Annotated in this window: 15 protein-coding genes; all 15 read right to left on the bottom strand. The window is 67.2% G+C overall.

Annotated elements, in window-relative coordinates; all coding sequences use genetic code 11:
- Nucleotides 1–83: 83 nt before the first annotated feature.
- Nucleotides 84–821 (bottom strand): HAD family hydrolase, encoded by a 738-nt coding sequence (locus AC1DGI_RS02050; RefSeq protein WP_476897574.1) that lies wholly within the window; start codon nucleotides 819–821, stop codon nucleotides 84–86.
- Nucleotides 821–2356, bottom strand: coding sequence for a glutamate--tRNA ligase (gltX, locus tag AC1DGI_RS02045; RefSeq protein WP_476897573.1), 1536 nt, complete (start codon nucleotides 2354–2356; stop codon nucleotides 821–823). Before gltX ends, AC1DGI_RS02050 begins: the two co-directional genes overlap by 1 nt.
- A gap of 35 nt (nucleotides 2357–2391) precedes the next feature.
- On the bottom strand, nucleotides 2392–3168 hold the full coding sequence (locus AC1DGI_RS02040) for a fumarylacetoacetate hydrolase family protein (RefSeq protein ID WP_476897572.1): 777 nt from the start codon (nucleotides 3166–3168) through the stop codon (nucleotides 2392–2394).
- A 74-nt stretch (nucleotides 3169–3242) separates the two neighbouring features.
- Nucleotides 3243–4034 carry an MBL fold metallo-hydrolase gene (locus AC1DGI_RS02035; RefSeq protein ID WP_441403626.1) on the bottom strand — a complete coding sequence of 264 codons (792 nt, stop codon included), beginning with the start codon at nucleotides 4032–4034 and terminating at the stop codon, nucleotides 3243–3245.
- 100 nt (nucleotides 4035–4134) lie between these two features.
- The gene (locus tag AC1DGI_RS02030) at nucleotides 4135–5247 is read right to left on the bottom strand and encodes a branched-chain amino acid aminotransferase (RefSeq protein WP_441403270.1); all 1113 of its coding nucleotides are present in this window, start codon (nucleotides 5245–5247) and stop codon (nucleotides 4135–4137) included.
- A gap of 148 nt (nucleotides 5248–5395) precedes the next feature.
- Nucleotides 5396–6448, bottom strand: a complete 1053-nt coding sequence (locus AC1DGI_RS02025; RefSeq protein ID WP_476897571.1) for a 3-isopropylmalate dehydrogenase — start codon at nucleotides 6446–6448, stop codon at nucleotides 5396–5398.
- 252 nt (nucleotides 6449–6700) lie between these two features.
- Nucleotides 6701–8257 carry a methionine--tRNA ligase gene (gene metG, locus AC1DGI_RS02020; RefSeq protein WP_476897570.1) on the bottom strand — a complete coding sequence of 519 codons (1557 nt, stop codon included), beginning with the start codon at nucleotides 8255–8257 and terminating at the stop codon, nucleotides 6701–6703.
- Nucleotides 8258–8319: 62 nt separating this feature from the next.
- Nucleotides 8320–9087 carry an ABC transporter ATP-binding protein gene (locus AC1DGI_RS02015; protein ID WP_441401963.1) on the bottom strand — a complete coding sequence of 256 codons (768 nt, stop codon included), beginning with the start codon at nucleotides 9085–9087 and terminating at the stop codon, nucleotides 8320–8322.
- Complete coding sequence (locus AC1DGI_RS02010) at nucleotides 9084–11873, bottom strand: ABC transporter permease (RefSeq protein WP_476897569.1); 2790 nt, start codon at nucleotides 11871–11873, stop codon at nucleotides 9084–9086. Before AC1DGI_RS02010 ends, AC1DGI_RS02015 begins: the two co-directional genes overlap by 4 nt.
- A gap of 202 nt (nucleotides 11874–12075) precedes the next feature.
- The gene (serA, locus tag AC1DGI_RS02005) at nucleotides 12076–13671 is read right to left on the bottom strand and encodes a phosphoglycerate dehydrogenase (RefSeq protein WP_441401961.1); all 1596 of its coding nucleotides are present in this window, start codon (nucleotides 13669–13671) and stop codon (nucleotides 12076–12078) included.
- Nucleotides 13672–13814: 143 nt separating this feature from the next.
- Nucleotides 13815–14840, bottom strand: a complete 1026-nt coding sequence (ilvC, locus tag AC1DGI_RS02000) for a ketol-acid reductoisomerase (RefSeq protein ID WP_476897568.1) — start codon at nucleotides 14838–14840, stop codon at nucleotides 13815–13817.
- A gap of 96 nt (nucleotides 14841–14936) precedes the next feature.
- Nucleotides 14937–15449, bottom strand: coding sequence for an acetolactate synthase small subunit (ilvN, locus tag AC1DGI_RS01995; protein ID WP_441402795.1), 513 nt, complete (start codon nucleotides 15447–15449; stop codon nucleotides 14937–14939).
- Nucleotides 15450–15451: 2 nt separating this feature from the next.
- On the bottom strand, nucleotides 15452–17350 hold the full coding sequence (locus tag AC1DGI_RS01990; RefSeq protein ID WP_441402794.1) for an acetolactate synthase large subunit: 1899 nt from the start codon (nucleotides 17348–17350) through the stop codon (nucleotides 15452–15454).
- 363 nt (nucleotides 17351–17713) lie between these two features.
- Nucleotides 17714–19435: a dihydroxy-acid dehydratase gene (gene ilvD / locus AC1DGI_RS01985; RefSeq protein WP_476897567.1), complete on the bottom strand. Its 1722-nt coding sequence runs from the start codon at nucleotides 19433–19435 to the stop codon at nucleotides 17714–17716.
- A 138-nt stretch (nucleotides 19436–19573) separates the two neighbouring features.
- A complete protein-coding gene (locus tag AC1DGI_RS01980; protein ID WP_476897566.1) occupies nucleotides 19574–20512 on the bottom strand; it encodes a LysR family transcriptional regulator in 939 nt (312 codons plus the stop codon).

Here is a 20512-nt window from a genome sequence, read left to right as displayed (position 1 = left end):
CCGTTGGGTTGGGCCCGACGTGTTGGATGCGGCTGTGCTGGACACTGCTGTGTTGGATCCTGCTGTCTGGGGCTGTCGCGGGGTCAGGCCAGCAGGTCAAGCAGCGAGGCGACCTCGCGGCCGGCGAAGCCGGGAGCAGGCTCTCCGCCGCGATTGAGCCAGACGCCCAGCAGGCCGGCCGCCGTCGATCCTTCGGCGTCGAGGAGGCGGTTGTCGCCCACGTACAGCGTTTCGCCGGGCCCGGTGCCGAGCCGGCGGACGCCTTCGAGGTAGATCGCGGGGTCCGGCTTGGCCACGCCGAGGGTGTCGGTGCCGACCAGGATCCCGATGCGGTCCAGGCCGGCGGCGTCCAGTTTCACCCGCTGGTAGTCGTGGACGTTGTTACTGACGGCGCCGTACGGGACTCCGGCGGCATCCAGCGCATCCAGCAGCGGTGCCACGTCGTCGAAGGCGCGGATGTAGCTGTGCTGGAGGCTGGCGTAGGAGCTGACCCAGTGCTCTGCCCGCTCGCTGTCCTCGAGTTCGACGCCGAAGTGCCCCAGCGCCGCGCGGCCGCGCAGCAGACGTTGTTCGTTGAAGCTGAGTTCGCCAGCCAGGTAGCGGTCGTAGAAATGCGTCGTTTCCCGCGTGAAGATCCGCCCGAACCGCTCCCAGCCGGCCTCGTCGAGGCCCGGCAGGAGGTGTTCGCTGACCCCGCGCAACGCCGTCGTCATGGCGAACTCGAGGTCCACCAGGGTGTCATCGATGTCGAACAGCACACCGCGGATGCCGTCCAGCCCGGCCGCGAGGACCCCGCCGTCGGAGCCTGATCCGCCGTTCATCAGCCGCGGAAGGCGCGCAGGCGCGCCAGGGACGAATCCTTGCCCAGGATGACCATGGATTCGAACAGCGGCGGCGAGATCCGGCGGCCGGAGACGGCCGTACGGACGGGGCCGAAGGCCAGCCGCGGCTTGACCCCCAGGCCCTCTACGAGGGCCTCCCTGAGCGCGGCCTGGATGTTCTCCGCAGTCCACTCGGCAACGGGCTCGAGGGCCGCCAGCGCGGCATCGAGGACCTCGGCGAGGTTCTCCGGGAGACCCTTGCGCGCGTCGTCGGCGACGTCGATCGCGCCGTCGTCCTTGAACAGGAAAGCCAGCATCTCCGGGGCCTCGCCCAGCAGCGAGATGCGCTCCTGGATCAGCGGGGCCGCCTCGGTGAGGATCTCGTCCTCGCGGGCGGTGAGGCTCTCCCCCACCAGGCCGGCGGCCTGCAGGTAGGGAACCAGGCGGCCGCGGAAGTCCTCCGGGTCCAGCATGCGGATGTGCGTACCGTTGATGGCCTCGGCCTTCTTGATGTCGAAGCGCGCCGGGTTGGCCAGCACATCATGGACATCGAAGTTCTCGATCAGCTGGTCCACGGTGAAAATGTCCTCGTCGGCGGATAGGCTCCAGCCGAGCAGAGAGAGGTAATTGAGCAGCCCCTCGGGGATGAACCCGCGGTCCCGGAGCAGGAACAGGTTGGACTCGGGATCCCGCTTGGAGAGCTTCTTGTTGCCCTCGCCCATGACGTACGGCAGGTGCCCAAACACCGGCAGGTAACTGGCGACGCCGATCTCCATCAGCGCGCGGATCAGCACCACCTGGCGGGGTGTGGAGGAGAGCAGGTCCTCGCCGCGCAGCACGTGGGTGATCCCCATCAGCGCGTCGTCCACCGGGTTGACCAGGGTGTAGAGCGGCGAGCCGTCGGCGCGGACGATCACGTAGTCGGGGATGCTGCCGGCCTTGAACGTGATCTCGCCGCGGACCATGTCGGTGAAGGTGACGTCCGTATCCGGCATCCGCACCCGGAGCACCGGCTTCCGGCCCTCGGCCTGGAACGCGGCGACTTGCTCTTCGGAAAGCTCCCGGTCGAAGTTGTCGTAGCCCAGTTTGGGGTCGCGGCCCGCGGCCCGGTGGCGGGCTTCGACTTCCTCCGGCGAGGAATAGCACTCGTAGGCGTAGCCCGCGGCCAGGAGCTTGGCGACGACGTCCTTGTAGAGGTCCAACCGCTGCGACTGGCGGTACGGCTCGTGCGGGCCGCCCACCCCGATGCCCTCGTCCCAGGTGATGCCGAGCCACCTGAGGGCCTCCAGCAGCTGCTGGTAGCTCTCCTCCGAGTCGCGCGCCGCGTCGGTGTCCTCGATCCGGAACACGAAGGTGCCCTTGGTGTGCTTGGCGTGGGCCCAGTTGAAGAGGGCCGTGCGGATCAGGCCGACGTGCGGGGTCCCGGTCGGTGACGGGCAGAACCGGACCCGGACCGGGGTTTCGGCGGTGACTTCGCTGGTCATTTCCGTGGTGGCAGTGCTGGAGACGGCGTCGGGCGCGGTGGGAGTAGTCATAGTGGTACCAACTTTACCGCGCGTCGGGCGTTGCCTTAGCGGCGGACCACCGGGTTCGAGAGGCGTCCGATGCCCTCGATCTCGACTTCGTAGCGGTCGCCGGCCTTGACCAGGCCGACGCCGGCCGGGGTGCCGGTCATGATGACGTCGCCGGGAAGCAGCGTGAAGGCGTGCGAGACGATCGACACGAGCTCACGGACGCCGCGGATCATCTGGCTGGTGCTGCCGTCCTGGCGGAGCTCTCCGTTGAGACGGCCCTGGATCTGCAGGTCCTCGGTGTCCAGTTCGGTCTCGATCCACGGGCCCAGCGGCGCGGAGGTGTCAAAGCCCTTGGCCCGCGCCCACTGCAGGTCAGTCTTCTGCACGTCCCGTGCGGTGAGGTCGTTGCCGCAGGTGTAGCCGAAGACGACGTCGTCGACCCGTTCTTCCGGGACGTCCTTGCAGATCCGGCCGATCACGACGCACAGCTCGGCTTCGAACGAGACCTCATCGGAGAACTCCGGCAGGATGATCGGATCGTTGGGCCCGATCACCGAGGTGTTGGGCTTCAGAAACAGCAGCGGCTGCGCCGGTACCTCGTTGCCGAGCTCGTGGGCGTGCTCGACGAAGTTGCGGCCGACGCCGATGACCTTGCTGCGCGGGATGATGGGCGCGAGGAGGCGGACGTCCTCCAACTGGTGCTTGACGGTGGTCCGTTCCACGCCGTGGAAGAAGGGGTCGCCGTTGATGACGGTGACTTCCTCACTGCCGGGCTGGCCCTCCACAATGCCGTACATGGGATCAGAATCGACTACAAACCGGGCGATACGCATGGGTCCTAGCCTACCGTCCCAACTGACTCGCATTTGTTGTCACTATGAGCGCTGAGAACGACACCTACTGCGAGCTAGTTGGGGGCGGAGCGCAGGTAGTCCAGCTGCGCGGCAACGGACAGTTCCGCGGCCGGCCGCACAGCCGGGTCGACGGCAGCGTACACGGCGTCCGCCACGGCATGGACCCCGGCTCCCTCGCCAAGTTCTTCGAGCGCGCCGCGGATCTGCGCGAGGCGGTCCTGCCGGTGGTCGCGGTAGGCACGGACGATGCTGTCCAACGCCGGGAGCATCGGCCCGTGGGCGGGCAGCACGGTGGCCGGCCCCAGGCGTTCCAGCCGGTCCAGCGAGTGAAGATAATCCCCCAGGGTGCCATCGGGATAGTCCAGGACGGTGGTGCCGACGCCCAAAATGGTGTCCCCGGTCAGGACAGCCCCATGGGCACCGTCCGCCGGAAGGTGGAAGCAGACCGAGTCGGAGGTGTGGCCCGGCGTCGACAGCACCCGGATTTCCACCCCGGCCGCGTGCAGCACCTCGCCTTCCCGGAGCGGCTCGCCGCCGTGGCAGTGCGCGGGGTCGACGGCGCGGACGGGGGCGCCGGTGAGCTCGGCGAAGCGCTTCGCGGCGGCGGTGTGGTCGGCATGGCGGTGCGTGATGAGGATCAGTTCCACCGCACCGTACTGCATCAGCTCGTGCAGGTGCTCCTCGTCGAGAGGGCCAGGGTCCACCACAACGACGCCGGCTGAACCGGGCGCGGCCAGCACATAGGAGTTGGTGCCGTGCAGGCTCATCGGGCCAGGATTCGGGGCAAGCCGGAAGCGCGTCAACTCGGTGCTGCGGACCAGGGCACGGTCATCATCGGGGATCACCCCACCATCATCCCACCGAGGGACCCAAAGAAGCAGGGGACGCAACGACGGCGGCCCGCGCCGTGAGGTGCGGACCGCCGTCGTACTTATGCGGGCAGGGCTAGGCCAGACGGGTCAGCCATCCGTGGGTGTCCTCGACGGTGCCGGTCTGGATGCCGAGCAGCTGTTGGCGGATGGCCATGGTGGTTTCCCCGGCCTTGGCATCCTCGGCGCCGATGAATTCGGTGTCGTCCTTGAGCACGCCGATGGGGGTGATGACGGCGGCGGTACCGCAGGCGAAGACCTCGGTGATGTCGCCGGACGCCACGCCGTCGCGCCATTCCTCAAGGGTGATCTTGCGTTCGGTCACGACGCGGCCCATGTCGCGGGCCACCTGCATCACGGATGAGCGGGTGACCCCCTCCAGGATGGTGCCGGACAGCGCCGGGGTAACCAGCGAGCCGTCCTTCATCACGAAGAAGACGTTCATCCCGCCAAGTTCCTCGACGGCGTTGTCATTGAACGGGTCAAGGAACAGGACCTGCTTGCAGCCGTGGGCCTCGGCTTCCTGCTGCGCGATCAGGGACGCGGCGTAGTTGCCGCCGCACTTGGCAGCGCCGGTGCCGCCGCGGCCGGCGCGGGCGTACTCGCGGGAAATCCAGATGGACACCGGTTTCAGCTCGCCGCCGAAGTAATTGCCGGCCGGGGACGCGATGACGCGGAAGGACACCTCGCGGGCGGCCCGGACGCCCAGGAAGGCCTCGGTGGCGATCATGAAGGGCCGCAGGTAGAGGGCTTCGCCGTCGCCGGAGGGAACCCATTCCCGGTCTGCGGAGACGAGTTCGCGGATGGCCGTCAGGAAGTACTCCTCCGGCAGCTCCGGCAGGGCCAGGCGGCGGGCGGACTTGTTCAGGCGGGCGGCGTTGGCCTCGGGGCGGAAGGTCCAGATCGAGCCGTCGGCATGCCGGTACGCCTTGAGGCCCTCGAAGATCTCCTGGCCGTAGTGGAGCACCGCGGCGGAGGGGTCCAGGGAGATGGGACCGTAGGGTTCGATCCGTGCATCGTGCCAGCCGCCCTTGCCCTCGGCGTCGACGCTGTAATCGACCACGGCGGTGTGGTCGGTGAAATAGTCGCCGAATCCAGGGTTGGCCAGTATGGCTGCACGCTCTTCAGCGGACTTCGGGGTTGCCGAGAGCTGCTGGGTGAATTCGACGCCATGGGCAGTCTGGGTCATGGTTCCTCCACGGTCGGCTGCCTGGTGTGTGAACGTGGTTCATCCTCGGACCACGGCAGCATGTTGGTGATTCGAAACAAGCTTACGCCCGCGCAGGTGTCCGGGCTCCGTGCTCCGGGCTCCAGGAGGGCCCGGCTCCTCCCGGCTCCTAGAGCGCGGCGGCGATGGCGTCGCCGATGGCGGCGGTGCTGCGGAAGCTGCCGTCCCGGCGATCGATGTCAGCGGCGACGGCGGCCTCGATCCTGCGGGCCGCCGCGGCATGGCCCAAGTGGTCCAGCAGCAGCGCGGCCGAGAGGATGGCGGCGCTCGGGTCCGCCTTCTGCTGGCCGGCGATGTCCGGGGCCGAGCCGTGGACCGGCTCGAACATTGACGGCGCGGTGCGGTCCATGTTGATGTTGCCCGAGGCTGCCAGGCCGATGCCGCCGGTGATGGCGGCGGCGAGGTCCGTGAGGATATCGCCGAAGAGGTTGTCCGTGACGATGACGTCGAAGCGCGCCGGATCGGTGACCATGAAGATCGTGGCCGCGTCCACATGCAGGTAGTCGTGACTGACCTCGGGGAACTCCTGGGCGACGGCCTCGACGGTCCGCTTCCAGAGGTGCCCGGCGAAGACCAGGACGTTGTGCTTGTGCACCAGGGTCAGCTTCTTGCGCGGGCGTTCGTTGGCGCGGCGGAAGGCATCGCGGACCACGCGCTCCACGCCGTGGGCGGTGTTCAGCGAGACCTCGGTGGCCACCTCGTGCGGCGTGCCGGCGCGTAGCGTCCCGCCGTTGCCGACGTACGGTCCCTCGGTGCCCTCGCGGACCACAATGAAGTCCACCTCGCCGGGGTTGGCCAGCGGACTGCCGACGCCGGCGTAGAGCCGTGAGGGCCGCAGGTTGACGTAGTGGTCCAGGCTGAAACGGAGCTTGAGCAGTAGTTCACGTTCGATGATGCCGGAGGGAATCCTGGTATCGCCGGGAGCGGCACCCACCGCGCCGAAAAGGATCGCGTCCCGCCCGCGGAGATCCGCAAGGGTATCCTCCGGCAAGGTCTCCCCCGTCGCCAGCCAGTGCTCGGCGCCGAGTTCGTAATGCGTCTGCTGCAGCACGATGCCTTCAGCGGCGGCAGCCTTCTCGAGGACCTTCAGGGCTTCGGCAATAACTTCCGGGCCGATGCCGTCGCCCGGAATTACGGCCAGATCAATGGTGGATGCGCTCATGTTTTCAGCGTAGCCAAAGCATCCACATGGTGGGCAATTCGTCTCAATATACGAACACACTGCGACGCTCCCTCACGTCCCGCCGGTAAACATGGGACGCTCCCTCACGTCCCGCCGGTAAACATGGGACGCTCCCCGGCAAGACCTGAGGGAGCATCAACCCCAGCACGGCAAGACCTGAGGGAGCGTCAACCCCAGCACGGCAAGACCTGAGGGAGCGTGAACCCCAGCACGGCAGGAGCTGAGGGAGCGTCAGGAGGCGGGTTCCTCGTACTTCGGGAATACCGGGGCCGGGGCCGGCAGTGCGGTTCCGGCTTCGATCGGCGTGCCGAGGGCGGCAAAATCGCGGGCTTCACCTTCCGGCTGGCCCAGGCTGTCCAGGATGGCTCCTGCCGCCGTCGGCATGACCGGCTGCGCCAGGATCGCGACGTTGCGGAGCACTTCAAGGGTCACGTACAGGACCGTGTTCATCCGTTCGACGTCGGTCTTCCGCAGCACCCACGGCGCCTGCGCGGCGAAGTAGGCGTTGGTGTCGCCCAGCACGTTCCAGATGGCTTCGAGCGCGCGGCTGAACTCCTGCTTTTCAAACGCTGCGCGGGCGGTCTCCAGCAGTCCCTTGGCCTGCCCCAGCAGCGCGGTGTCCTCGGCGCTGAAACCGGCCGGAACGGGGACCTTGCCCTCACAGTTCTTGGCCACCATGGACAGGGAACGCTGCGCGAGGTTGCCGAAGTTGTTCGCCAGGTCCGCGTTCATGCGGCCGACAATCGCGTCGTGGCTGTAGCTGCCGTCGGCGCCGAACGGCACCTCGCGCAGCAGGAAGAAGCGGACCTGGTCCAGCCCGTACTGCGCCACGAAGTCCGCCGGGGCCACCACGTTGCCCAGCGACTTGGACATCTTGACGCCGTTGTTCTGCAGGAAGCCGTGGATCATGACGCGCTTGGGCAATTCCAGCCCGGCGCTCATCAGGAAAGCCGGCCAGTAGATGGCATGGAACCGCGAAATGTCCTTGCCGATCACATGGACGTCCGCGGGCCAGAACTTCTTGAAGGACGCGGACTCCACGTCCGGGTAGCCGACGCCGGTGAGGTAGTTGGTCAGCGCATCGACCCAGACGTACATCACGTGCTGGTCGTTGCCGGGAACCGGGACGCCCCAGTCGAAACTGGTCCGGCTGATGGACAGGTCCTCCAGGCCACCGCGGACGAAGCTGATGACCTCGTTGAAGCGGTACTGCGGGGCGCCGAACTCGGGGTGGTCCTCGTACATGGCGAGCAGTTTGTCCTGGTAGGCGGAGAGCTTGAAGAAGTAGCTCTCCTCCGCCGTCCAGCTGACCTCGGTGTCCGTTTCGCGCGAGTAGCGGACGCCGTCGTCCTTCACCACTGTCTCGTCCTCGACGTAATACGCCTCGTCGCGGACCGAATACCAGCCTTCGTACTTGGACAGGTAGATGTCGCCGTTGGCTTCCATCTTCTGCCAGATGGCCTGCGAAGCCGCGTAGTGGTCCGCATCCGTGGTCCGGATGAACCGGTCATAGGAGATCCCCAGCGCCGCGTGGGTCGCCTTGTAGATCTCCGCGTTGCGGTTCACCAGCTCCTTGGGCGTGATGCCTTCCTTCTCCGCAGCCTGCGCGACCTTCATGCCGTGCTCGTCGGTACCCGTCAGGAAGAAAACGTCGTAGCCGTCCAGCCGCTTGAAACGGGCCATCGCATCGGTGGCAATGTACTCATAGGCGTGGCCGATGTGCGGCACGCCGTTGGGGTAGGTGATGGCCGTGGTGATGTAGAACGGGGTTTTGGCTGAAGACGACACTCTTGGAATTTACCTTTTTCTGATGCGGTGCAGGCCGGCGGACGGGTACGCTACCCCAAAACCTAGATCAGCTCGGTCACGGTATCGCTCAGGCGGACCAGTTCGTGGTCGTGCGAGGCCACCAGGACGGCGATCCCGTCCGACGTCGTGTCCTTGAGGATGCTGATGATGCGGTTCGCCGAGGTGCGGTCCAGGCTGGCGGTGGGCTCGTCCACCACCAGCACCCGGGTGCCGAGGATGAGGGCGCGGGCAATCGCGACGCGCTGGCGTTCGCCGCCGGAGAGCTGCGCGGGGCGGTGGCGCATGCGCCGGCCCAGGCCGACCAGGTCCAGCAGGTCCTTGGCCATGTCGCGTCGCTGTTCGACCTCGCCGTCAGGGACGGCCGGCAGCAGCACGTTTTCGAGCGCGCTCATCCCGTCGATCAAGGCGCCGCCCTGGTCCACGTAGCCGATCAACGCCCGACGGCGGTCGGCGATTTCGTCGTCGCCCATGGTTTCGAGCGAGTCGCCTTCCCAGAAGACCCGGCCCGACGTCGGCAGGGTCAGGCCCGCGCCGACGGTCAGGATGCTGGTCTTGCCCGAGCCGGAGCGGCCGGCGACACAGTGCATTTCGCCGGCGTGCAGCGTCATGTTGAAGTCATCGACCACGTTCACGGCCTCGGCGCCGCCCTTGCCGCCGCCGTAGTGGATGGTGATGTTGCTCAGTTCCAGCGGCGTGGCGTGGTCCGTGGACTTCACGATCGTGTTGGCGCGCGTCTGGTGGCCGCCGGCCCCGGTGCTTGCCGGCATCCGGTTCCGGGCCGCCCGGGTCTGGTTCAGCTCGTTAGTCATCGGACCACTTTCGTTGCAATCGGAATCCAGCAGAGTACCGCCACAAGTCCGGCGATTCCGGCCCAGAGTGCGGCGTAGGGGGCGAGGAGCAGCCCGATGCCAAGGGCGCCCAGGACACCCAGCGGCAAGGCGATGGTTCCCACCATGGCATTTTCGAAGAAGCGGACCTGGCCCAGCATGTCCGGGTTCCAGCCCATGGCCTGCAGGGTGCCCAGGTACTGGCGCTTGGCCCCCAGCTCGAAGCGGCCGGTGACCATGGTCAGCAGCAGCCCCACCGCGACGCCGGCCAGGGCCAGGATGACGCTGGGTAAGGCGATGCTGGCCGCGGCCAGCCCGCTCAGGGCGCTGGCCCCGGCGGCCCGCGGGATGTCGATCAGCAGCGCGACGAGCCCGCCCACCGCGGCGCCGAAGACGCCGACGGCGATCGCCAGCGAGCCGGTGTTGAACTTGTTCGTGCTCAGCTGCCGGCTGGCGAAGGTCAGCGGCGAGTCGACGGGGATCAGCCGCTCGTCATGCTGCGGCTCCTGGTCGATGATCTCCCGGTGCCGCAGCTGCTGGGCGGCGAAGTAGGCGGCGCCGCAGTAGAGGACCAAAACCGCGGCGGAGACGATCGCGGTGGCGGGGTTCCAGCTGATCAGGCTCAGGGCGATCCCGGCGAACGCCAGCAGCGCCGCGCCGACACCGAACTCGGCCAGCACCCAGGACCGGACCCTGCGCTGCGTCCAGCCCATGGCCCGCAGCGTTCCTGCCTCGCGGCGGCGCTTCCGGACGTAGCTGACGGTGGACGCGCCGGTGAGCAGGGCAGCACCGCACAGGGTCAGGAACAGCAGGGTGAGGTTGGTGCCGGTCAGCGAGCCGGAAACCGCGCTGGCGGCGTCCTGGCGGACCCACGACTGCTGCACGGTGCCCAGCGGCGATTCCTTGCCGGCGTCGTCCTTGGAATAGCCGGGCACGAAGATGCTGGCATCTTCGCGGGCGGAGCCGGCAACCACTGTGGCCTGCAGGCCCATGTCGCGGATCTCATTGGCGAGCTTCTCGACCGCGGGCTGCGCCTGCTTCCAGCTGCCGTCGACGTTGGCGCGCACGCGCACGGCGTCGATCACGGAAGCGTTGCTCTGGTAACCGCGGGCGGCGGCCAGGCCGTAGTAGTCGGTGATGGCCCCGGCCGACTGGCTGACCAGCCCGGTGCCGCTGAGCGAGGGCTTGAGCACGGTTTGCTCGACGTCCTTGCCGGCGGCGTCCTTGGTCAGGGTCAACGGGGTCGGGTCGTAACCGCCGAGCGGGAGGCGGTTGACGTCACCGGCCGCCGCCTGGACCTTGGCGGGGTCAAAGGTGCCGTAGACCATGGCCAGGGGCGTGGCGGGCTTCTTGCCGGTCGCGAGGCTGTCGCGGTAGGAGCGCTCGTCGACCGGCGTGCGTTGCGTCTGGTCGACGGCGGCACCGTCGAGGCCCTTCTCCGGAAGCCGGTTCACGGTGACCCAGTCACCCGGGATCGCCGACTTGTCGACAGCGCCGTTGCCTGCGGTCTTGCCGTCCTGGTACTTGGGCGCGGCGGCGAAGTCGGTGCTCCAGGTCGCGGGGTTGTACAGGCCCTGGCCGAAGCTGCCGGTATCCCCCATCAGCCCGGTGAGGTCCTTGGATCCGGGCCACGCGAGGGCGAACGGCGACTTGGACACGAACGGCAGGTAGTCCTTGTCCAGCGACCGCGAGGCGGTGCCGACGTCCTTGGTGACGTTGCCGGCCGCGTCGATTTCCTCGATCTTGACCGAGTACTTCAAGTCAAGGGAGGTGCCGGACCGGACGATCAGCGGAATCGCCTGCGAGTCAGCGGTGAGCTGCCCGGCCCGTTTGGCCTGCTGGTACTGGGTCATCAGCGGGGCCCAGTACTTGAGTTTGACGCCGAGGAAGTCGGGGCCCTCTTTGAGCTGGTCCATGGTGATGCCGTTGGTGAAGAGGCTTTCGAAGTGGCTCCCGACCGCGCTGGCGCTGCGCGCATCGGCGGGCGGCGCCTTCTCCAGGGGCGCGAGGAAGTCCCCGGCACCGCCCAGCAGCGCGCGCTCCGAGACCGGGTCGACGGCGACGACGGACTCGGTCACCTGCGGGGCGGTGGGCAGCGAGACGGAGAGGTTGAAGAGGTTGTGTTCGGAGCCGCCGGCCGGGGCCGGGAACTTGATCCCGGTCTCCCCTGCCGGGCCCGCAATCCGGACGTTCTTGCCGCCGGCGACCTGCTCCTCGACGAGCTTGGCCTTGCCGAGGGTGCCCTCGGCGGTCGTCTTGAACAGGGTCTTCTCGGAGGCGCCGTCCGAGCTGACGGCGCTGGCGGTGAGCCGGTACTTCTTGGGCGTGCCGCTCAGGACGGACTCGGCAGCGGGCCACTTGGACGGATCGGTGGCGGTGGGGTCGCCGGAGGTGCCGGCCAGGCCGGCGTTGTAACCGAGGTAGTCAGTGGCGTCGAGCCGCGGTGCCTCGAGGTTCTGGGAGACCCTGGAGACCAGGCTGATCGGCGCCGCCACCGAGGTGCCGGAGAGCTTGCGGATCGCATCCAGCTGCCCGAAACTGATCCCGCCCTGCCCCGAGGCGATGTCCGGCTGCATGAGGCCGCCGTTGTCGTCGGTCTTGGCCTGGACCAGGACGTCGTAGAGCCCGCGGGAGTTCTGGTCGACGGTCCGGTTCAGCGCGGCCTGCGACTGGCCCTGCACCAAAACCGACAGGCACATGGCCGCGATCAAAATGGACGCGGTCAACAAAAGCACTCTGCTTCTGATGAACCTTTGGACGGCGTTCATTGGGCTCCTGAAAGCTGGATTGCGTGCGCACACCGCTGTTCGTTCCGCGCGGAAGTGTCGGCGTCCTCGGCCGGGTGTGCAAAAGTAAAGGCCGGTCTGCCGGCCACATCCGAAATTTCGGACCTAGCCATTGTACCCAGACCGGCCGCCCGTTCGTGCCCGGCCGCGGCGGTGTTGCCGCCGCAGCCGGACCACCCGGGTCTTAGTCCGCGAGGTCGACCTCGCGCACCATGTCTGCGCCAATTCCGGCCTTGATCGCTTCCAGCACCTGCTGCGGCACGGAGCTGTCGATGGTCAGGAGCGCGAGCACCTGGCCGCCCTCATCCTGCCGCGCCACCTGCATGCCGGCGATGTTTATGTTGTTCATGCCGAGGATGTGGCCGATCGTGCCGATCACGCCCGGCCGGTCCGAGTACGCCACCACCACAAGGTGCTCACTGATCGGGATTTCCACCTCGAAGCCGTTGATTCCGACGAGCTTCTGGACCTGCTTGGGGCCGGTCAGGGTGCCGGCCACCGAGATCTGGCTGCCGTCGCTCAGGGCTCCGCGCAGGGTCAGGACGTTCCGGTAGGACTCCGTGTCCGGGGTGGTGATGAGCCGGACGTTGATGCCGCGCTGCTCGGCGATCACGGGCGCGTTGACGTAGGAGACCTGCTCGGTCACGACGTCGGCAAAGATGCCCTTGAGCGCGGCCAGCTCGAGGACCTTGACGTCGAGCGAGGAGATCTCGCCGGCGACTTCCACGTCGAACTGGGTGAGCGAGGCGTGGGTCATCGCGGTGAAGATCCGGCCCAGCTTCTCGATCAGTGCGATGCCGGGGCGCACGTCCGGGGCGATGATGCCGCCGGCGACGTTCACGGCGTCGGGCACCAGCTCGCCGGCCAGGGCCTGGCGGACGGACCTGGCGACGGAGACACCGGCCTTTTCCTGGGCCTCGTCGGTGGAGGCGCCCAGGTGCGGGGTGACCACGACGTTGTCGAGCTTGAAGAACGGCAGGTCCGTGCTGGGCTCCTTGACGAAGACGTCGACGCCGGCGCCGGCAATCTCGCGGGACTCCAGCGCGGCGTAGAGCGCCTCCTCGTCCACCAGGCCGCCGCGGGCGACGTTGACGACGTAGGCGCTGCTCTTCATCTTCTTGAAGGCCTCAGCGCCCAGCATGCCGACGGTCTCGGGGGTCTTGGGCATGTGGATGGTGATGAAGTCCGCCTGGGCCAGGAGATCGTCCAGGGTCACCAGCTGCACGCCGAGCTGCGCGGCGCGGGCGGAGGTGACGTAGGGGTCGTAGGCAAGGATCTTGGTGTCGAAGCCCTTGAGCCGGGCCGCGACGAGGGCACCGATCCGGCCGAGCCCGATAATGCCGATCTTCTTCTCGAAGAGCTCCGTACCGGTGTACTTGGAGCGCTTCCACTCGCCCTCCTTGAGTGCGGCGGATGCCTGCGGGATGTGCCGGGCGAGGCTGAGGATGTGGCCGACGGTGAGTTCGGCGGCGGAGACGATGTTCGACGTCGGGGCGTTGACCACCATGACGCCGGCCTGGGTGGCGGCCTTGATGTCAACGTTGTCCAGGCCCACCCCGGCGCGGGCGATCACCTTGAGGTTCTTGGCGGCCGCGATGGCCTCGGCGTCCACCTGGGTGGCGGACCGGATCAGGATCGCGTCGACGTCGGCTATCGCGGAGAGCAGCTGGGAACGGTCGGCGCCGTCGGTCTGGCGGATTTCAAAGTCCGGGCCGAGGGCCTCGACAGTGGCGGGCGAAAGTTCCTCAGCGAGGAGTACGACAGGTTTGGTGCTTGTCACCGGTGACCTCTTTAGCTCTCTTGTATTCAGGTGGGGACTTTGGAACGTTGGTTGGCAGACGGCGGTGTCCTTTCGGCTGCTGCGCTCGTACCTCACGCAACAACGCAGCCTTCAAGGACACCACCGCCCACCATCACCGTGATCTAGCGGGCTACGGAACCTTCGGTGTAGTCGTCTTCGTTCTTGATCCAGGAGAAGAGCTTGCGCAGTTCGCGGCCGGTGGCCTCGATCGGGTGGTCCTCACCCTTCTTGCGCAGGGCCTTGAACTCGGGAGCTCCGGCGTCCTGGTCGTCGATGAAGCGCTTGGCGAAGGTGCCGTCCTGGATGTCTTTGAGGACGGCCTTCATGTTTTCCTTCACCTCGGGGGTGATCACGCGCGGGCCGGATACGTAGTCGCCGTATTCCGCGGTGTCAGAAACACTCCAGCGCTGCTTGGCGATGCCGCCCTCGACCATCAGGTCGACAATCAGCTTGAGCTCGTGCAGCACTTCGAAGTAGGCGACCTCGGGCTTGTAGCCGGCCTCGGTGAGGGTCTCGAAGCCGTACATGATCAGCTGCGAGGCGCCGCCGCACAGGACGGCCTGCTCACCGAAGAGGTCGGTTTCGGTCTCTTCGGTGAAGGTGGTCTCGATAACGCCGGCGCGGGTGCCGCCGATGGCCTTGGCGTAGGACAGGGCCAGTTCCTTGGCCTTGCCGGACGGGTTCTGCTCGACGGCGATCAGGTCCGGCACGCCGCGGCCGGCCTCGAATTCGCGGCGCACGATGTGGCCGGGTCCCTTGGGGGCGACGAGGGCGACGTCGACGTCGGCCGGCGGCTTGATGTAGCCGTAGCGGATGTTGAAGCCGTGGCCGAAGAAGAGGGCGTCGCCGGCCTGCAGGTTCGGGGCGATCTCGTCGGCGTAGACGTGGCGCTGGACCTGGTCCGGGGTGAGGACCATAATGAGGTCCGCTTCGGCGACGGCGTCGGCGACGTCGAGCACCCGCAGGCCCTCGGCCTCGGCCTTGGCGCGGGACTTGGAGTCTGCCTTCAGGCCGACGCGGACGTCAACACCGGAATCGCGCAGGCTGAGGGCGTGGGCGTGGCCCTGGGAGCCGTAACCGATGACGGCGACGGTGCGGCCCTGGATGATCGACAGGTCGGCGTCGTCGTCGTAGAACATTTCAGTCACTGGGGTGTCTCCTTATGAGTGGATTCTGTGGTGCTGGGGAAATCGGGGAAATTCGAAGGTGGTGCTGGTGGTGGGGCGGCGGGTCCGGCGCGCGGTTTAGGCGGTGCGCAGGGCCCGGTCGCTCATGGAGCGGGACCCGCGGCCGACGGCCAGGGTTCCGGACTGCACGATTTCGCGGACGCCGAACGGCTCGAGCACCGAGAGCAGTGCCGTGAGCTTGTCGGGGTGGCCTGTGGCCTCGATGACCACCGACTCTGTGGAGACGTCGACCACCGAGGCGCGGAAGAGGTCGGCTGCCTGGGTTACCTGCAGCCGGGTTGCGGCGTCCGCCCGTACCTTGACCAGGATGTGGTCGCGCTGTACGGAAGATTCGGGGGTGAGCTCGACGATTTTGATCACGTTGACCAGCTTGTTCAGCTGTTTGGTGACCTGCTCGATCAGCTCGCCGTCGGCGTCGACGACGACGGTCATCCGGGAGATGCCCGGGACCTCGGTCGGGCCGACGGCCAGGGAGTTGATGTTGAAGGCACGGCGGGCGAAGAGGCTGGCGACGCGGGTCAGCACACCGGGCTTGTCTTCGACCAGAACGGAGAGTGTGTGGCGTGTCATGTTCAGTCCTCTTCTTCCCAGTCCGGGGTCAGGTTGCGGGCAACCTGGATCTGGTCGTTGCTGACTCCGGCGGGGACCATCGGCCACACCATGGAGTTGGGGCTCACGACGAAGTCGATGACCACGGGTCGGTCGTTGATCGCCAGGGCCTGCTGGATGGTGGCGTCGATGTCCTCGTCGCGTTCGCAGCGGAACGCGGCGCAGCCGTAGGCGTCCGCAAGCTTGACGAAGTCGGGGATCCGGACGGTGTCGTGGCCGGTATTGAGGTCGGTGTTGGAGTAGCGGCCCTCGTAGAACAGGGTCTGCCACTGCCGCACCATGCCGAGGGAGGAGTTGTTGATAATGGCGACCTTGATCGGGATCTTGTTGATCGCGCAGGTGGCCAGCTCCTGGTTCGTCATCTGGAAGCAGCCGTCGCCGTCGATCGCCCAGACCACCCGGTCCGGCTCCCCTACCTTGGCGCCCATGGCTGCCGGAACGGCGTAACCCATGGTGCCGGCGCCGCCGGAGTTCAGCCAGGCGTGCGGGCGCTCGTACTTGATGAACTGCGAGGCCCACATCTGGTGCTGGCCGACGCCGGCGACATAGATGCCCTCGGGACCGGTCAGGGCTCCGATCCGTTCGATCACCCGCTGCGGTGCGCTGAGTCCGTCCTCGGGTTCGGTCCAGCCGAGCGGGTAGGTCTCCTTGAGGTTGTTCAGGAACGCCCACCAGTTGCTGAGGTCCGGAGTGCCCGCGGTTTCGAACTGCAGGCGCACGGCTTCGCTGAGTTCCGGGATGATCTCCTTGACCGAGCCGACGATCGGCACGTCGGCCGTGCGGTTCTTGGAGATTTCCGCCGGGTCGATGTCCGCGTGGATCACCTTGGCATGCGGGGCGAAGGACTTCAGGATGCCGGTGACCCGGTCATCGAAGCGCGCACCGAGGGTGATCAGCAGATCGGACTGCTGCAGCGCGGTCACGGCGGACACCGCGCCGTGCATGCCGGGCATGCCGACGTGCTGCGGATGGGAGTCCGGGAAGACGCCGCGGGCCATCAGCGTAGTCACCACGGGGGCGCCGGTGAGTTCGGCCAGGGCCCGCAGTTCCGCGGACGCGTGGGCCTTGACCACGCCGCCGCCGACGTAAAGCACCGGCTTGTGCGCCGCCGCGATCAGCCGGGCGGCCTCACGGACCTGCTTGCTGTGGCCGCGGACCACCGGCCGGTAGCCCGGCAGGTCGATTTTGGGCGGCCAGGAAAACGTCATCTGTCCCTGCTGGGCGTCCTTCGCGATGTCCACCAGGACGGGGCCCGGACGGCCGGTCGAGGCGAGGTGAAACGCCTCGGCCATGACATGGGGGATGTCGTTGGGGTCGGTAACCAGGAAGGAGTGCTTGGTGATCGGCATGGTGATGCCGACGATGTCCGCCTCCTGGAAGGCATCGGTGCCGATGACTCCGCTGGAAACCTGTCCGGTGATGGCCACCATCGGCACGGAGTCCATGTGGGCGTCCATGATGGCGGTAACGAGGTTGGTGGCACCGGGACCCGAGGTGGCGATGCAGACGCCAACCCGTCCGGTGACCATGGCATAGCCTTGCGCGGCGTGGCCGGCTCCCTGTTCGTGACGGACCAGAACGTGGTTCATTTTGGAGGCCATCAAGGGGTCATAGGTGGGCAGGATCGCGCCACCGGGCAAACCGAAAATGTCCTGGACGCCGAGTTCTTCGAGCGCGCGGACGATTGCTTGCGAGCCGGTCATCACCGTCGGGGGTACGACGTTGTTCGGCCCAAGGACGGGAGAGGCAGCAGCATGCTCGACGCCGGCATCTGCCGGACGTTCGACGCGTTCCGGAGCCTTGTGGGCTCCAGCGGACTTTGTGGCCATCAGCGAGGGGCTGATCGGCGATCCTTTGCTCATCGGACTCTTCCTTTGGTGGATCTTCTGTGATCGTGGAACTGCGGGTAATAAAAAAACCCCTCAGCCCTGAGGGCTCTTCGAGGGGTTGCGCGTGACGGTCCGTTACCGTGAGGCTATTGAGCCACGCGCTTGGTAAGGACGACGACTGCCTCTGCAGCAGCGCAGCTGGTAACGATTTCGATCATGCGTTCAGTTTTCCCTCTGCGTGAGACGGCTGTCAACGAGCCCGGCCCCCGTCTCACTATCTGGACATCATTGTCCAATTATCGGACCCCTCCCCCAACTGACTAGCAGTAGTTGTCGTTATGAGGGCTCATAACGACAACTACTGCGAGTCAGTTGGGTGGACGGTCCAACGCCGGTTCAGCCGCAGTACGCGCCGGTGGAGGCGCTGTGCACGAGCTTGGCGTACTTGGCGAGCACGCCCTTGGTGAACTTGGCCGGCAGCGGCTCCCAGCCCACCTTGCGGGACTCGAGTTCGGCGTCGTCCACCAGCAGATCGAACGACCGGGCGGCGATGTCCACCCGGATCCGGTCGCCGTCCTTGACGAAGGCGATCGGGCCGCCGTCGGCCGCTTCCGGGGCGACGTGGCCGATGCAGAGGCCCGTGGTGCCGCCGGAGAAGCGACCGTCGGTGAGCAGCAGGACATCCTTGCCCAGGCCGGCGCCCTTGATGGCGCCGGTGATGGCAAGCATCTCGCGCATGCCCGGACCGCCCTTGGGGCCTTCGTAGCGGATGACGACGACGTCGCCGGCCTTGATCTCGCCCTTGTCCAGCGCGTCGAGGGCACCCTGCTCACGCTCGAAGACGCGGGCGCTGCCCTCGAAGACGTCGGCGTCGAAGCCGGCACTCTTGACGACGGCGCCTTCCGGAGCCATTGAGCCGTGCAGGATGGTGATGCCGCCGGTCTTGTGGATCGGGTTGTCCATGGCGCGGAGCACCTTGCCGTCCGGGTCCGGCGGGTTGATCGAGGCGAGGTTCTCGGCCACGGTCTTGCCGGTGACGGTGAGGCAGTCGCCGTGGATCAGGCCGGCGTCGAGCAGTGCCTTCATGATGACCGGGACGCCGCCGATCTTATCGACGTCGTGCATCACGTAGCGGCCGAACGGCTTGAGGTCGCCCAGGTGCGGGATCTTGTCGCCGATCCGGTTGAAGTCATCCAGGGACAGCTCGACCTCGGCTTCGCGGGCGATGGCCAGCAGGTGCAGCACGGCGTTGGTGGAACCGCCGAAGGCCATGGTCACGGCGATCGCGTTCTCGAAGGCCTTCTTGGTCATGATGTCGCGGGCGGTGATGCCGAGGCGGAGCAGGTTGACCACGGCTTCGCCGGACTTGTGTGCGAACACGTCGCGGCGCCGGTCGGCCGAGGGCGGGGCGGCCGAACCCGGGAGGGACATGCCCAGCGCCTCGCCGATGCAGGCCATGGTGTTGGCCGTGTACATGCCGCCGCAGGCGCCTTCGCCCGGGCAGATGGCCTTCTCGATGCGGGTCAGGTCTTCCATGCTCATCTTGCCCGCAGCGCAGGCACCGACGGCTTCGAAGGCGTCAATGAGGGTGACTTCCTTCTCGGAGCCGTCCTCGAGCTTGACCCAGCCGGGCATGATGGAACCGGCATAGAGGAACACGCTGGAGAGGTCCAGGCGGGCGGCTGCCATCAGCATGCCGGGCAGGGACTTGTCGCAGCCGGCCAGCAGTACGGAGCCGTCGATCCGTTCGGCCTGCATCACGGTCTCGACGGAGTCGGCGATGACCTCGCGCGACACCAGGGAGAAGTGCATGCCCTCGTGGCCCATCGAAATGCCGTCGGATACGGAGATGGTGCCGAACTGCATCGGGAAGCCGCCGCCGGCGAAAACGCCTTCCTTGGCACCCTGGGCCAGCCGGTTCAGGGACAGGTTGCAGGGGGTGATCTCGTTCCATGAGCTCGCCACGCCGACCTGGGGCTTGGCGAAGTCGTCGTCGCCCATGCCGACCGCGCGGAACATGCCGCGCGCCGGCGCGGCATGAATTCCGTCGGTAACGACCCGGCTGCGGGGCTTGATGTCCGGCTTGGTGTCTGTCGCTGTCTCGGTGTCCTGGCTCATGGTCCAAAGTCTAGGGCCCCGTCAGCGGCCGCCACGATCCGGCCCGGCTCATTAAGCGTAAATCCGGGAATATTTCGCCCAAATGGTGGACGTTTGTCTCACCTAGTGGACTTTTGATAGGCGATTCAGAATCCGGATTCAGTTGCTGTGAGCCGCATCACGCAGCACGGAAGCTTCGGCCACGGCCCGCGCTTCCGCCTTGAGCATGGCGAGCACCTGCTGGATGGTGGTCCGCGCCGCGACCTCGGGACGGACCAGCACCACGACGCTTCGACTAGCCTTGACCCCGCGGAGCGGGCGCAGCACGAAGCCGCTGCCCTGGTTCTTGAGCGCGGTATAGCGCGGCAGCAGGCTGAGCCCGTGCCCGGCGGTGACCAGTGCCTCCAAAACGCGCAGGTCCGGAAACAGCTGCGCCCGCAGGGCCGGGGCGCCGGCCTGCACTTCGATCTGGCGCAGGACGGTATCGAAGGGGAAGCCATCCGGCACCCCCATCCACGGGAACCCCACCAGGTCCGCGGCGCCAAGCGCCGCCTTGGCCGCCAGTGCGTGGCCCGCCGGGACCGCCACGTCCAGCGGCTCGTCCAGCAGGGGGATCACCATCAGGTCCTGCCGGGCGAAGACGTCGGGCCCGTCGACGCTGTGCGCCAGCACGATGTCGTAGTCTGCGGCCAGGGCAGCAAAGCCGGCGACGCCGGGATCCTCGAAGTGCGCCTGGAAGCGGAGTCCCTCGATGTCCTTTACGCGGTGCAGCAAACCCGGCAGGAACATCTCTGCGGCACTGGGGAAGAAGGCCGCCTTGATCTGGGTCTGCCAGCCAAGCCGGTAGGTGTCGATGGTCGCCTCGGCGCGGGCCATGGCGGTGGACACCTCGGCTGCCGCGCCGGCCATGGCCAGCCCCGCCTCGGTCAGCCGGACTCCCCTGCCCGACTTTTCCACCAGGACCACGCCCAGCTCGTCCTGCAGCGTCTTGAGCTGCTGTGAGACCGCGGACGGCGTCACCCGCAGGGCCTCGGCGGTGGCCCCCACTGTGCCGCGGTCCGCCAGTTCGCGGAGAATCCGGAGTCTCTTGAAATCCAT

Source organism: Arthrobacter sp. 05N428_2 (assembly GCF_056397065.1).
This window is presented reverse-complemented; position numbering and strand designations above follow the sequence as displayed.